Below are 14971 nucleotides of genomic sequence, written 5' to 3' on the forward strand. Positions count from 1 at the left end.
TCTGTTTAATGTACTTCAACGTTTGTAACGTAATCTTCAAATTGATTTGTTTGCTTATTCATTTCATCACTTACTTTTTTAAGTTGATTGAAATGTTTTTGAAGTAAACTACTGTCTGTATACGTGCCTTCTTCAATATTTGCTTGAATTTGGATCATATTATTGTTTAAAACTTTCCAATCCGTTAATAACGTCTCTAAAGTTGCGATTTGGCGATCAATCAGTTCCGTAAAGCTACTTACTTGATCTTCAACGAATGTGATTTGAGTCGCCTCTGATTCAGTTTGTGATAACTTTTGAATAAGTGGTAGTAGCTCTTTTTGTTTTTGCTGAATACGAAGAGCTGCTTCCCTCGTTTGACTATCTGCTGCATTTACAATTTCATTACTTAACGTACCGATAGAAACAAAATCGATTGTTTTCGTTTGTGCAGTTTGATTTGTGATTGTAAATACTTGTTTACCGATATTAATAGAACCTTTAATAATTTCTTGTGGTCTATTCAAAATAGTAGTTAGTTCAGCTTGAATTTCCCCTTGAATTCTTTTTATGTCTTCTCTTAATTTCACAATATCTCCACTTGATCCTTGCAGTGTTTTTATTGCTTCATCAGCTTTAATTGATAAGTTATTACTATCTTTGTCTAATACCGTTTTAAATCGATTTAACTCTAATAAATCTTGCTCCATACTCTCTTGAATGCTTTGGACCTGCAATTGTAATTTTCCATATGCGTTTGTAAAATCTGCTTTTGCCTGTTCATCTTCATTTACTTTTCCTGCTAGTTCATAGAGCTTACTATAATAGCTATTAAATCTAGTGCTGTATCTCATCATCTCTTGATTTAAGTCGATTAGCTTCGGATTATATTCATCAATCCACTCTCGTACATTCGCCTTTGCAAATTTTTGATGATTCGTCAAACTACTCATCGCATTTACCTTAATGTCTGGCTGTTGCAAAATAACTAATCCGTATGCTTGGATAAGTGGTGACTGTGACCCTAACATTCTAATTGAATTTGATAATGTATTTGGAGCAATTACATTTTGCACGTTTAATACTTTCACCTTTGGTTGCCCCTCTTCAGCGTAAGCGCTTACAGGAATGAAGCAACTCGTAGATACTGCTGTAACCAATAACCCTGTAATTAAAGTTTTTTTCACTTTAACCCCTCCTATGTATTAGCAACTATTACTATCGCATTTTATTATTCTATTTTCTTGCACATTATTTGAGATGGTTAAAAATAGAGAACGTTCTCACCGTGAGTCATGTACGAAACACCTCTCTCAAACTTTATTTCTACAGTACTTACTTATTGTTATAAAACATTTCATAACTTTTCACATGTGCTTAGTATGAATAACATTGTATAAAATTTCTGTTTCATCGCAATTTCCATATTCACACAGTGAATATATTACATGAAAATATTATTCATTTTAAGATAAATAACGCACGTGAATATGAAATTAAGTTTTGTTTTTATTAAAGTTTTGTACTGTAAGGTCATTTAAACACAGCTATTCATCTATCGTAAAGAAGTATTTTAATTCCCTTTATTTTCAAGACCTCATGTCCTTATTCCAAAATAAAATCCACTTAACTTCCTCCATTAAAATATCCATATATCACAACAAAAAACACTGTTTACTCACAAGAGATTATATTATAGTAATATAACTTTAAGATCTATATGCAATTATGCATAGCATATACACAAAAAGGATAGCTTCACTTTCGTGAAGCTATCCTTAAAAATCTTATTACTTTTTCAAATGATATGGAACTGTCGTAATAACAACATTTCTTTTATAGAGTAAATACGCACGAATGAGTAAACTAGACTGATTATGAAGAATGTTATGCCAACCTTTTTTCGGAATAAACTGTGGTATAACGACCGTAACTCGGTAATTTGATTCACTCGCTTTATATTGCACTGTGTCAATAAATTTTGTAAGCGGCTGAATAATGCTTCTATAATGAGAATGTAATGTAACAAGCCTTACTTCAGGTTGCCACTTCTCCCATTTCTCTTCAAATTTCTTTTCCTCTTCTCTGTCAAAAGCAACATATACAGCGATAACTTGATCTGCAGAAAGAGCCTTAGCATAGTTCAATGAATTTTCTACTACATGAGTCATACCAGCTACAGGAACGACAATTACATTCCCTTCAATCGGAACAAGTGGTTCACAAGTTTTTAAACTTAATTGATCGCCCACTGCATCATAATGCTTCTTAATTCGATGGAACAAGAAGATAATGAAAGGTAAGAAAATAAGGATTGACCAAACTTGTGCGAACTTAGTTAAAAAGAACATGCTCATAACGATAAAACTAATGACTGCACCAATTAAATTAACCGTTAATCTTAAAGCCCATCCTTCAGGCTTTTCACGAAGCCATTTTAGTACCATTCCAGTTTGAGAAAGTGTAAACGGAATAAATACCCCTACTGCATATAGCGGAATCAAGTGTTCTGTTTTCCCCTGAAAAGCTACAATTAAAATAATCGAAGAAATCCCAAGTATAATAATACCGTTTGAATAACCTAGGCGGTCTCCTCTAATCGTAAACATTCTCGGTATGAACTTATCTTTTGCAAGATTAACCGCTAATAGTGGAAATGCAGAATAACCTGTGTTAGCCGCAAGAATTAATATTAAAGCTGTTGTACCTTGTATGAAATAGTACATGAAATTACGTCCAAAAGTTTGTTCAGCAATTTGTGAAACGACTGTTACTTCCTTACTTGGATTAATTCCGTAATAATAAGCTAAAAAGACAATTCCAGAAAATAAAACTGCAAGTAATGCACCCATTGCAAGCAATGTTTTCGCTGCATTGTTAGGTGCAGGATCTTTAAAGTTTGGAATTGCGTTAGATATCGCCTCAACACCCGTTAAAGCAGAGCTTCCTGAAGCAAATGCTCGTAACAGTAAGAACAAACTAATTCCCGCAACTGGTGTTCCAATTGGCGAATGCAGCGTGGGTGAAACGTGACCAGTCAAAATATTATATATTCCTACACCAATTAATATAAATAATGCTACAACGAATAAATAAACCGGATATGCTAAAACGGAAGCTGATTCCGTTACGCCTCTTAAATTTAAGATGGTAATCAATATGACAAATATAATCGCAATGATTACATTATGTGCATGTAAACTAGGAAAAGCTGATGTGAGCGCATCTGTACCTGCGGACACACTTACTGCAACAGTTAAAATGTAATCGACTAATAAAGATCCTCCAGCTATTAATCCCGGATTCATCCCTAAATTTTCTTTTGATACAACATATGCTCCGCCGCCATGAGGGTAAGCAAAAATAATTTGTCGATAAGATAAAATAAGAGCTGTCAATAATACTAATACCCCAACAGCTATCGGAATGGAATACCAATAAGCTATTGCTCCAAGACCTGCTAGTGCAATTAATATTTGCTCTGGTCCGTATGCGACCGATGACAATGCGTCAGAAGATAAAATGGCTAGCGCCTTCGTTTTATTAAGTTTTTGCTCTCCTAACTCAGTTGATTTTAACGGTCTTCCAATTAAAAATCTTTTAATAGATGAAACCAATGCTGTCCACTCTCCAATAATTTTGTACGAACGATTCTGCTAGTTACAGCGATAAACTATTTCTTCAGAAAACAAAAATGTCTACAAGCCATAACGAAATAGACTTGTAGACATTATTTTTTTTGTCGCACAAGCTCCACCTTCCTTCTCAATATAACGCTTACGAGGTTAGCTGTCGGATTCGGGCCTATGAGTAGCCCTACCTTTTTCAAGGATTCACCCCATTGGATTATGTACTAATTCATAAGAACGGGTCCCCCGCACCATGCGGCTTCAGCGATTTAGAAAATTGAAACTGTGGATTATAATACTCCTTTATTTTCAAAAAGTAAACAAAAATTTTTAAAAAGAAAAAAATTAAAACGATTGCGCATAATCCACCGAAAAATATACATAATGAATACTAAAAATCCACAAAGGAGACCCGTATGTCTAAAGAAAAGAAGCCACTTTTTTCCGATTCCTATTTAGATGCAGTAGCAAATGAAATTAATCAGCTATATGGTAAACGTGAAAGAGAACGAAATACGACAGATAAACCGAAAAGAAACGAATAAATTGTCAAAAAGAAACAAAAAAAGGATAGCAACATTTATATTTTGCTATCCTTTACTCTTTTTCATACCATTTCTTTAGTAAAAATCATTTTTTCATATACCTTTAAATTTTGATACACAACACTTAATAAAGGCACATCTATAGACATTTCCTCTGCTAATTTCAATAAGTATCCTTGTAAATGCTTCCCTTCAATGAGCGAACCTTTTTCCATATCCCGTTGCATCGATGACTTCATATCATACGAAATTTTATCAATCGTTTTCATATGTTCCTGGGCGATATTCTCCTTAACTGGAGCCCCCATAGATTTCATGATTTGCACTGATTCTTCAAATAAGTTCCTAATAAATTCTCGGCCTCCATCACTCTCACGAATCGGTCCTATCGGCGCACGCATTAATGTTGTCACACCTGACATTACGGTGATAAATAAATATTTATGCCACATATCTTGCACAATATTTTCACTTAAAACAAAACTAGCTTTTGTATCTGCAAATGTTTTAGAAATAAGCTTTATTCTCTCTGAATCTTGAGGCTTAATTTCCCCAAATACAAGTCTGTTGGCAGCACTCGTTTGTACAACTTCTCCCTGATCGTTTAATGTCGTCTCGATAAAGCATAGACCGCCAATTACTTTCTCTTCACCGAATTCCTTTTGTAATAGTGATAAATGAGCGATACCATTTAACACTGGGATTATTACAGTATTTTTATCTACAAACGGCTTTAAATCTATGGTCGCCTCGTGTAAATGATACGCTTTTGTTGAAAATAAAATCACATCAAATGGAGTCGTTCTATCTTCTTTCGTTACCAATTTCGGTTGAAATGAAAAATCTCCATTAACACTACGAATAACAAGGCCTTTTTCTTCTAATTGCTGTTTTCTTTTGCTGCGAACGAGAAATGTAACATCTTCTCCCTTTTCTACTAATCGGCCACCGAAAAATCCGCCAACGCCCCCAGCTCCTAATACTAAAATACGCATACAACATCCCCCTTTTTCTAACACAATTATACTAATTTTAGTATACATAACATTATACATGTCCTTTGTTAAATAAGCTGAATTTTCATTCTTAGTCTAATGAACAAGAGAGGTTATTTTCAAGAAAAATTGGGCATGTTGTTTCTATAGCTTATACGGAAAGGAAACAATGTAAATGGAGGCAATACAAACAATCGAGGAAAAAGATGTAACAACAGCTATATTTCAATTTATATTCCCGTTTTCGTTTAAAACTGGATATGAACAAAATATGTTCCCTTTCTTACAAAAAAATGATTTTCGACCTTTTCGACTCGATCATCTTGAAGATGAAAATACATATTACGGGAAATTTCAAGTTTCACATCAAAATATGGAAGCATACTATCTTTCCTTTACAAATAAAATTCTCTTTCCTCATTCAGAACATCAAAAAGGATTACAGCGCTATTCTAAAGACCTTAATTTAAATGGACATTTAACAACTAACCTTATTTCCGTTCCATTCAAGATACATTCTATTGATGTAACACTTTGTCCTTATGAGCTTGGGTTCTTAACAATTCGGACAGAAATAAAAACCGCTCCTAACATGACATTATCAGAAGCGATTGAATTCGCGGCTCGCTTCCGTGTACTTGAAACTAAAAGTGATACGACTGAGACTATTTGTATTGAATGTGATGGAAAAAAATATTCACAAGTAGAAAAACTTATATTCGGTGATTTATTTCATGGTTTAACAGACTTCTTTGAGAACAAGAGATTGCGGAGTTCTTACTTTCAAACTTTCCCTTTCTTTGAAGACCAGCGAATGTATGTACAAACTCTATTATCCATAAACAAAGAGTCAGACCTTCATATAATCGATGTATATCGAGCTTCCAGTCTTTCCGGATTATCAGATGATGGTAAGCCATATATTAGTGCAAATAATGTTCCTTATATTCACGATTATTTAACAAAACATTCTTATCAAAGATGGGCTCCTAACCGTTACTTTATTATGGAAGAACATATTTTCACATGTATTACAAATGAAGGTGAACAAGCAGTCACTAAACTTGCTAGTCAAATGTACGGGGAGTTTTATTACGCTTTATTATTAAATTTATTTCATAAAGTTGTTTTATTAAAGATGGCAAACGCTTATGCCGAGTTAAATATTGAACAAGATACAAATGAAATAGAGAAATTAATTTATTCAATAAATTCGTTTACAGCTAATTATTTTTCTTTAGAATTAGTATCCCAATCACAAAGTGAAGATATTTTCTTTCGTCTAAGAAAACTTTTTAACATTGAAGTACTGTACACGAACGCGAAACAAAATCTCGATAGTTTATTTAAATATCAAGAAAATGTTGCTTCAAAAAAAGATAGCCTCTTATTATTAATTTTAACGCTCTACTCTGTTGTAGGCCAAATGTTAGGGTTTACTATGATTGATCTTTTAAGAAACACCGATTCAAACAAAATATCATCGCCTTTTGAATTTTTTGCTCTATTAATAGCGATTAGTGGCATAGTCATTTCACTTATTTTAGGTATACAAAGTTTATACCAATGGAGTGTACAACATAAACGAAGAAAAGCATGGGTAAAACAAACTGTACTTTCTGCTGTGAAAGAGAAGGATAGTACAAAGTAACTAAAAAACAGATGGCAGCACGACGCTACCATCTGTTTTCTATTATGCTTACTTACCTGCTTCGATTTTTTCTAATGTAGCAGCTACTTGCTCTTCTGTTAATTCGTGTTGCACGATATAACGATTACGTGGGTGTACACGACATTCATGAGAACATGCACGTAAATGTTTTGCTTCACTTTCTTCAGAACATAAAATTTTCTTGTTACATTCAGGGTTTGCACAGTTTACATAGCGCTCACAAGGTTCACCTGTAAAGTGATCTTTACCAACGATAACATGTTCTTTTTGGTTTACTGGTACAGCGATACGCTCATCAAATACGTAACATTGACCATCCCAAAGTTCACCTTGTACTTCTGGATCTTTTCCGTACGTTACAATTCCGCCATGAAGCTGGCTTACATCTTCATAACCTTCACGAACTAACCAACCTGAGAATTTCTCACAACGAATTCCACCTGTACAGTACGTTAAAATCTTTTTACCCTCAAGTGTTTCTTTATTTTCTCTAATCCAATCTGGTAATTCACGGAATGATTCAATATCTGGTTTAATCGCACCTTTGAAGTGTCCTAAATCAAATTCATAATCATTTCGTGCATCAATGATAACTGTATCTTCTTGTTTCATTGCCTCATAAAAATCTTTTGGTTCTAAATACTTCCCAGTAATTTCTTTCGGGTTAATGTCGTCTTCTAGACGAAGTGTAACTAACTCTGAACGAGGACGTACGTGCATTTTCTTGAATGCATGTTCATCTGCCTCATCAATTTTAAATACGATTCCAGCAAAACGTGGATCATTATTCATCGCTTCCACGTATTTTTCTGTTTGCTCAACAGTTCCAGAACAAGTTCCGTTAATTCCTTCTGTCGCTACAAGAATTCTTCCTTTTAACTCAAGTGATTTACAAAATTCTAAATGCTGTTCAGCAAATTCTTCTGGATTTTCAATTGTTGTGTACATGTAATACAGTAATACTCTATATGGTTTTGTAGTTGCCAATGTATTTCTACCACCTATCTAAATTTTAAAATCATGTATAAGTTAACGTTCATATCAAAACATATATAATAAGAAAATACATACTAAATTGTACTTAGCCTATTTTCTTCTATTTACAATTTTTTCTATAAGTTAACAAAAATAAAAACAAGATTACAGAACAAAACACTACGGTTAGGTTGTAATCCCAATATATTATATATCATACAATTTCATTTCCATCAATTAATATGATGTAATATAGGCTGTATGTTCACATAAATTTCAAAAACAGCCCTATAATTTATTATCTTCTCCCTTATTCATCAACCATAAACTCCCAAAATATTTTTGCATCGTCACACCATTCATTGCACACAGTCATATAATTTGCATTAAGGAAACTTTTATGTTCAAATGAAATTGCCACATCATATATCTAAATGTATTGAAATAATGAGTAAGAATAAAGTGAAACTTTAATCAAGTTAAGATTTCAAAGGGGAATACTACTATGAATAAAGATATAACAAAAGATAAACAAGTCCCTTCTCAAAGTACAACAGTTCAATCAGCCCATTTAGCGTTAAGTGGACAAACAAAAGGCTTTAAAAGACTGTTACCATTCTTAGGACCTGCTTTTATCGCATCAGTTGCTTATATTGATCCTGGGAACTTCGCTACAAATATCGCAGCTGGATCACAATATGGGTATTTATTGCTTTGGGTAATACTCGCTTCTAATTTAATGGCTGTATTAATTCAAACTTTATCAGCTAAATTAGGAATCGCTACTGGGAGAAATCTTCCTGAAGTAGCTCGCGAAAACTTCCCCAAACCAGTTTCCATCGGTTTATGGATACAAGGGGAACTCGTTATTATGGCTACAGATTTAGCTGAATTTATCGGGGCAGCACTTGGCTTATACTTACTATTTGGAATTCCGATGTTACCAGCTGCTTTAATTACAGCAGTTGGATCATTTATTATTCTTGAATTTCAACGCAGAGGCTTTCGTCCATTAGAAGCTATCATAACAGGTATGATTTTTATCGTTGTTATCGCTTTTGGTATCCAAGTCTTTTATGCAAAACCGGAATTAAGTCCTCTACTCTCAGGACTTTTCACTCCAAAATTCCAAGGTGTAGATAGCATCCTTTTAGCAGCTGGAATTTTAGGTGCGACAGTAATGCCGCACGCGATATATTTACATTCGGCCTTAACGCAGCGCCGTGTAGTCGGAACAAATGATGAACAAAAGAAAAAGATTTTCCGCTTCGAATTCATCGATATTATTATTGCAATGGTTATCGCTGGAGCAATTAATGCAAGTATGTTAATTGTAGCAGCTGCACTATTCTTTAAAAACGGCTTGCACGTTGAAGACCTTGATGTTGCTTTTAACCAGTTCAGTAATTTAGTCGGTCCTGTATCGGCTGCATTATTTGGAATTGGACTTTTATCAGCAGGTTTATCTAGTTCTTCTGTTGGTACGATGTCTGGTGATATTATTATGCAAGGATTCATTCGAATGCATATTCCGTTATACTTACGCCGATTTATAACAATGATTCCGCCTCTCGTTATTATCGCTTTAGGTGTAAATCCAACTTACGCTCTCGTTATGAGTCAAGTTGTCTTATCGTTCGGTATTGCCTTTGCATTAGTACCACTTATTATGTTTACAAGTAATAAGAAGATTATGGGCGCACTCGTCAACCATCGCATTACAACATTTATCGCGTGGTTAATCGCTGCACTTATTATCGCTTTAAATATTTTCTTACTGTATCAAACATTTGTAGGTTAATAAAAAAGGGTATTCCAAATTAAATTTGGAATACCCTTTTTGGATGAAATGATTTCCTTCTACTTACCACTTATGTATGTCCCTCTTTCTGGCATTATCGCACCTTTTTCAGTTCGAAAATAAAGTGGTAATCCTTCCGAAAGAAATATGCTCACCTTAGATGGATCCTGCCTTTGATGATGAATATGTAAATGCGGCTCACTTGAACTTCCTGAGTTACCGACTTGGGCAAGAAATTCTCCTTCATTTACATGTTCGCCTTCCCTCACTTTAATTGATCCTTTCTTTAAATGGGCAAGAAACAAAAATGTACCTGTTTCATCCAGTCGTAAATAAATATGATTTCCCGCCATCGATTGAAAATCATCCGATCCCGGAACTAAATCTATTTCATCATTTTTAATTGATACAACTGTCCCAGAAGCTGGTGCCATTACTTTCGCTCCATATATTCCATAATCCTCTAACTTACTACTTTTCACTTCAGCAGGTGGAATGAGAATATCGTATGCCCATCGTTCATTTGGTTTTATAACGTGATAGTTCGTTTCTAATTTATCGCCGCCCCAACCTATCAATGCTCGTTCATTCAAAGGAAAACGAACGACTACTTTAGGACTCATAGACTGTACATCTACTGGGTATGCAATTCTCCCAATGTTAGCGAACCACCCCACGGGCCAAGCTCCAATGGTAGAAAACAGAACTATTAATAGTAGCGTTCCATCTATCCGCTTTCTAAAAATGCCTTTCCAAACAAACATTACTGCTGAGCCTATTAAGAGACAAACTGAAATTACACTAAAAGCCTGTATAATCCACCACACAAAGACTGATGTAACGCCATTACCTAAATAAACTAAACTCCAACTTATAATTAAAAAAGCAACTATAATCGCTAATAAAAATCTCTTCCACATGCTGTATCCCTACTCTCCTATCTTTGTTCCCCATGATACGAAGTAAAAATTACGACATATGAAAGAAATACTTACGACTTTCTTACATTTCTTTATACCGCGGTAAAACGATAGTGAAAACCGTTTCTTTATCGTTACTACGTACAGTGATATCTCCTTTATGAAGTTCCGCTATACTTCTCGCAATTGCAAGCCCCATTCCTTTTCCACCCGTATGAGAGCTACGTGATTTTTCACCACGATAAAACTTTTCAAAAACGTAAGGAAGGTTCTCATTCGGAATGCATTGTCCAAAATTTTTAATTTCTATTTCAACATTCATATCTCTTTTAGAAACTTGAATTAAAAGCTCCTTTCCGTCTTTCCCGTACATAATACTATTACTAATTACATTTTCGAATAGCCTCACCATAACCGCTACATCCATTTCCACATGTAACACCTTATCACCTTTAATACAAAAGCTCATATCGGCATCATCTAGTTGTGGTACAAAATCAATCATGATTTGTTCAATGAACGCTTTCATATTTACTACACTTTTATGTAATTCGATCTCTCTATAATTTATTTGACAATATTCTAATAAATCATCTACTTGATTTTTCAATTCATAACTTTTTCGCTTTAATATACTTACATACTGTTCACATTCTTCTCTATTTGAATGAAGCTGATTTCCTAACAGGTCCGCGTAACCGATTAGAGATGTTACAGGTGTTCGTAAGTCATGAGAAATATTACTAATCATTTCATTTTTCATTTCTTGCGATTTTTTTTCATTCTCTATAGACTCTTTTAAACTTTTGGCCATTCTATTAACATTCGCTGCTAATTCACCAATCTCGTCATTTTTTGAAATAGGTATATGTATTTCCAAATTACCATTACTTATTTCCTTCAGACTCTTGTTAATTTCAGATAATCTTTTCATCGTTGTTTTTGTCATGAATGCAAAGTATATTGTAGTAAAAATTAAAAAAACTATTAAATATAAAAATGAATATTTTTCCTCTAACGCAGTAACATGACTATATATATTTCCAATTGCAATTTGAAACGCTATTATACTTACAGTTGCTAACAAAATGCTACATATGAATGCGATAAAAAACTTAGCTCTCATGCCTTGTAATGATTTAATTTTCAATTTTATATCCGACTCCCCAAACATTTTGAATAAACTTCGGCTCTTTTGGATTCTCTTCAATTTTATTTCTTAATCTTGCAATATGAACCATTACTGTATTATTACTTTCATAGGCCCTTTCTTTCCAAACGCTTTCATATATTTCTTCAATAGTAAACACACGATTCATTGCAGCGGCCATTAAGTACAAAATATCATATTCAGTTTTCGTAAGATTGATTGTTTCTCCATATAACATTACTGTTCTCGACACTTCATCTATTTCTAAACCTCTAATGTTTATTTCCTTTTTTATTACTTGAACAGCATTTTGATTGAAATATGTATACCTTCTTAATTGAGCTTTCACTCTTGCTATAAATTCAATTGTACTGAACGGCTTCACAATATAATCATCTGCCCCAGTACTAAATCCAACGACTTTATCTATGTCCGATGATTTCGCGCTTAAAAACATAATTGGTAAACTATATTTCTCTCTTATCCTTCTACACAATTCAATCCCATCCATTTGAGGCATCATAACATCAAGGATAGCAAGTTGAACATCATTATTATTCAATACCTCTAACGCCTCTTCTCCGTTGTCAGCACTAAAGACAGTAAAACCTTCTTGTTTTAAATTTTCATTAACGAATCGAATAATATCTCGATCATCATCTACAATTAAAATTGAGTTTTTCTCCATATCTAAACCTCTTTTTGAAATATATTCCACAATTAATTTTAACATAAATCAAAATCATCATTACACCTTGAATAATCTTTATTTTCAGATTAGATTATATAATAACAACACATTCTAGTTTCAGAAGAAATGGAGTGAAAGCATGTTTCCTATATTAAAAACCAACCGACTCATTTTACGAGAACTTACCGACGAAGATGCACCGAGTATATTACAGTGCTTTTCTAATACCGATGTCCTGCGCCATTATGGCCAAAAACCATTGCAAAATTTGGATCAAGTAAAACAAATCCTTACTAATTTTAAATTGGGGTACAACGCAAGAAGCGGCATTAAATGGGGAATCGAATTAAAAGACAAGAAAGGGCTCATCGGAACAATTGGTTTTCATGATTGGTCTTCCGAACATAAACGAGCAAATATAAGTTATGCCTTTTTGCCTGAACACTGGGGAAATGGATATGCGACTGAAGCGGTTTCTGAAGTTATATCATACGGTTTCCACACACTTCATTTAAAACGTATCGGAGCAATTGTCTTTCTTGAAAATGAGGCTTCAAATAAAGTGCTATTAAAATTAGGGTTTGAAAAAGAAGGTGTTCTAAAAAACTATATGTATCAAGATGATATCCCCTATGATACGAATTTTTATTCTTTATTAAAATCGGTTTAATAGATATAATTCCAAAAAAAGAAACCTCACTTTTAAAAGTAAGGTTTCTTTTTTGATTAATAGTTTTACTTATTATCGATATAAGCATTCTTATAAGTATAAACGCCACCAAATTGATGCTTTTCAATTCCTTTTACATAATCCCTTTGTACATAAGCGGAACCAATATGATAAAGCGGTGCTACCGCAGCGTCCTCTAATATGACCTGCTCAGCTTCTCGCAACGCTTCCCATCTTTTCTTTTGATCTAGTATAAGATCATTTTTAGCTTTTTTTATTAGCTCATCGTAATGAGGATTAGAATAATTCATTTTATTATTTGGATTACTTGTCGTAAATAGCTCTAAATAACTAATTGGATCTTTATAATCTGGTCCCCAATTTACCATAGATATATCGTAATCACCTGTTTGTTCTAATTGTAACTTTTGCTTAAATGGCTGTTGTTTAATTTGTATCGTTAATCCATGCAAATTCTTCTCTAAGTCACCTTTTATATATTCCGCCATACGTTTTGCGTTATCTTGTTCAAATGTTAAAAACTCGAGTTTTATTTGCTCTACTCCCAGTTCTTTTTTCGCTTCTTCCCAAATCTTTTTCGCATTTTGCAAATCATATGGAGAAAGATCTCCGTTTTCTTTTCTAAAATCTTTACCAGTCTCCTCATTTATATGACCAACCGGTACAAGTCCGCTTGCAGACTTTGCCCCGTTATTAATAAAGTGAGAAACGAAATCTTCTTTATTTAAAGCGAATGAGATAGACTGACGCACTTTCTTATTTGCTAACGCATTATTTTTTTCATTAAAACGTAGCATAGCAATTCCTGGATCGCTCGACATATGTAATTCCTTACTTCCTTTATACTTGTCTACAAATTGAGAATTAATAGGCACTCGATCCAAATCACCAGCTTCGTATAAATTAACAACCGTCATTGTATCTTTTACAATTTGAAAGTTTATTTCGTCTAATTTCACTTTCTTTTGATCCCAATATGTAACATTCTTCTTTAATTGAAACTCTTGTTCATGCTTCCACTTCTCTAATACAAATGGGCCGTTATATATGAGATTACTAGGTTCCAATGCATAATTCTTTCCTTGTTCTTTCAAAAATGATTCATGCTGTGGTAAGTAAATAGGTAGTGCTAACAACTGTAAAAAATAAGGAATTGGCTGTTCTAATTCCACTTCTAACTTATAATCATTTATAACTTTAACCCCAAGTTCATCAAGAGGCATTGTTCCCTTATTTATCTCTTTCGCGTTTTTCACATGAAAGAGCATATACGCATATTGAGACGCTGTTTCAGGGCTAATTGCACGTTTCCACGCAAACATAAAATCATTTGCTGTTACACTGTCTCCATTTGACCATTTTGCATCTTTACGCAAATCAAATGTATATTTTTTACCATCTTCACTTCTTTTAAACGATTTTGCTACTGCTGGAATAGGCTGATCTTGATCATCTAATACATACAACCCTTCAAATATGTTTTGCATAACGTGCGCTGATGTACCATCCATCGTTTTCGCAGTATCAAGAGAAGGAATTTCTTCTGATACCGTTACATTTAATACTTGTTTTTTTGCCTCTGTGTCACTTTTATTCGCTTTATTATTACAAGCTGTTAATAATAAAGTTGTAACAAGTGCCATTACCATTAAATGGCTCTTTTTTCGCTTCATGAATTGTTCTCCTTAAGTATAAAATATTATAAAGCGTTATATATTATAGCAGAAATATGAACAGAAAGATGCGACATTCTTTTGAATGTTTATTCGTTCAAGAAAAAAGCTATCCTTTTAAAAAAGGATAGCTTTTCCTTAATAAAATCAAAATTTATTGTCGCCTCAATTGTATGAAGGAAATGTTCTTTCGGAACTAACTCTTCTACAGAAACAGATACACGTTCGCCACAATGATTTTTAAAGCACC

General features: G+C 33.6%; 12 protein-coding genes and 1 riboswitch. Of the genes, 4 read left to right on the forward strand and 8 right to left on the reverse strand.

Annotated elements, in window-relative coordinates; genetic code table 11:
* Positions 1-5: 5 nt before the first annotated feature.
* Together nheA and ABH960_RS08530 are read right to left on the reverse strand one after the other, a co-directional pair.
* The gene (gene nheA / locus ABH960_RS08525) at positions 6-1166 is read right to left on the reverse strand and encodes a non-hemolytic enterotoxin NHE subunit A (protein ID WP_002126819.1); all 1161 of its coding nucleotides are present in this window, start codon (positions 1164-1166) and stop codon (positions 6-8) included.
* A 603-nt stretch (positions 1167-1769) separates the two neighbouring features.
* A complete protein-coding gene (locus ABH960_RS08530) occupies positions 1770-3596 on the reverse strand; it encodes an APC family permease (protein WP_002126816.1) in 1827 nt (608 codons plus the stop codon).
* Positions 3597-3738: 142 nt separating this feature from the next.
* Positions 3739-3885: riboswitch (cyclic di-AMP (ydaO/yuaA leader) on the reverse strand.
* Positions 3886-4024: 139 nt separating this feature from the next.
* Here ABH960_RS08530 and ABH960_RS08535 point away from each other — a divergent pair.
* A complete protein-coding gene (locus ABH960_RS08535) occupies positions 4025-4153 on the forward strand; it encodes a hypothetical protein (protein WP_002086273.1) in 129 nt (42 codons plus the stop codon).
* A gap of 62 nt (positions 4154-4215) precedes the next feature.
* Here ABH960_RS08535 and panE read toward each other — a convergent pair whose 3' ends face one another.
* Positions 4216-5148 (reverse strand): 2-dehydropantoate 2-reductase, encoded by a 933-nt coding sequence (gene panE / locus ABH960_RS08540; protein WP_404444383.1) that lies wholly within the window; start codon positions 5146-5148, stop codon positions 4216-4218.
* A gap of 175 nt (positions 5149-5323) precedes the next feature.
* On the opposite strand from panE, the gene ABH960_RS08545 reads away from it, so the two are divergent.
* Positions 5324-6799, forward strand: coding sequence for a hypothetical protein (locus ABH960_RS08545; RefSeq protein ID WP_012260743.1), 1476 nt, complete (start codon positions 5324-5326; stop codon positions 6797-6799).
* Positions 6800-6847: 48 nt separating this feature from the next.
* Here the strand turns inward: ABH960_RS08545 and trhO are convergent, their stop codons facing one another.
* Complete coding sequence (trhO, locus tag ABH960_RS08550) at positions 6848-7807, reverse strand: oxygen-dependent tRNA uridine(34) hydroxylase TrhO (RefSeq protein ID WP_002086277.1); 960 nt, start codon at positions 7805-7807, stop codon at positions 6848-6850.
* 493 nt (positions 7808-8300) lie between these two features.
* Here trhO and ABH960_RS08555 point away from each other — a divergent pair, with 493 nt between their 5' ends.
* A complete protein-coding gene (locus ABH960_RS08555; RefSeq protein WP_113938125.1) occupies positions 8301-9596 on the forward strand; it encodes an Nramp family divalent metal transporter in 1296 nt (431 codons plus the stop codon).
* 59 nt (positions 9597-9655) lie between these two features.
* Here the strand turns inward: ABH960_RS08555 and ABH960_RS08560 are convergent, their stop codons facing one another.
* From ABH960_RS08560 to ABH960_RS08570, 3 genes are all read right to left on the reverse strand, one after another.
* Entirely contained in the window at positions 9656-10516 is an 861-nt protein-coding gene (locus tag ABH960_RS08560) for a M23 family metallopeptidase (protein WP_113938124.1), read from the reverse strand.
* An 82-nt stretch (positions 10517-10598) separates the two neighbouring features.
* Complete coding sequence (locus tag ABH960_RS08565) at positions 10599-11666, reverse strand: sensor histidine kinase (RefSeq protein WP_404444389.1); 1068 nt, start codon at positions 11664-11666, stop codon at positions 10599-10601.
* Positions 11656-12354 (reverse strand): response regulator transcription factor, encoded by a 699-nt coding sequence (locus ABH960_RS08570; RefSeq protein WP_404444392.1) that lies wholly within the window; start codon positions 12352-12354, stop codon positions 11656-11658. Before ABH960_RS08570 ends, ABH960_RS08565 begins: the two co-directional genes overlap by 11 nt.
* A 142-nt stretch (positions 12355-12496) precedes the next feature.
* Between ABH960_RS08570 and ABH960_RS08575 the strand changes: the two genes are divergently transcribed.
* A complete protein-coding gene (locus ABH960_RS08575) occupies positions 12497-13027 on the forward strand; it encodes a GNAT family N-acetyltransferase (RefSeq protein ID WP_404444395.1) in 531 nt (176 codons plus the stop codon).
* A gap of 65 nt (positions 13028-13092) precedes the next feature.
* On the opposite strand, the gene ABH960_RS08580 is transcribed toward ABH960_RS08575, so the two are convergent.
* Positions 13093-14721, reverse strand: coding sequence for a peptide ABC transporter substrate-binding protein (locus ABH960_RS08580; protein ID WP_404444398.1), 1629 nt, complete (start codon positions 14719-14721; stop codon positions 13093-13095).
* Between the last annotated feature and the right edge of the window lie 250 nt (positions 14722-14971).

The organism is Bacillus sp. RC252 (assembly GCF_044909215.1).
Taxonomy (GTDB): Bacteria; Bacillota; Bacilli; order Bacillales; family Bacillaceae_G; genus Bacillus_A; species Bacillus_A mycoides.

Excerpts from the sequence above, each read along its gene's own strand:
- ABH960_RS08535 (WP_002086273.1), top strand. The coding sequence starts at position 4,025 with ATGTCTAAAGAAAAGAAGCCACTTTTTTCCGATTCCTATTTAGATGCA.
- panE (WP_404444383.1), bottom strand. The coding sequence starts at position 5,148 with ATGCGTATTTTAGTATTAGGAGCTGGGGGCGTTGGCGGATTTTTCGGT.
- ABH960_RS08545 (WP_012260743.1), top strand. The coding sequence starts at position 5,324 with ATGGAGGCAATACAAACAATCGAGGAAAAAGATGTAACAACAGCTATA.
- ABH960_RS08555 (WP_113938125.1), top strand. The coding sequence starts at position 8,301 with ATGAATAAAGATATAACAAAAGATAAACAAGTCCCTTCTCAAAGTACA.
- ABH960_RS08560 (WP_113938124.1), bottom strand. The coding sequence starts at position 10,516 with ATGTGGAAGAGATTTTTATTAGCGATTATAGTTGCTTTTTTAATTATA.
- ABH960_RS08570 (WP_404444392.1), bottom strand. The coding sequence starts at position 12,354 with ATGGAGAAAAACTCAATTTTAATTGTAGATGATGATCGAGATATTATT.
- ABH960_RS08575 (WP_404444395.1), top strand. The coding sequence starts at position 12,497 with ATGTTTCCTATATTAAAAACCAACCGACTCATTTTACGAGAACTTACC.
- ABH960_RS08580 (WP_404444398.1), bottom strand. The coding sequence starts at position 14,721 with ATGAAGCGAAAAAAGAGCCATTTAATGGTAATGGCACTTGTTACAACT.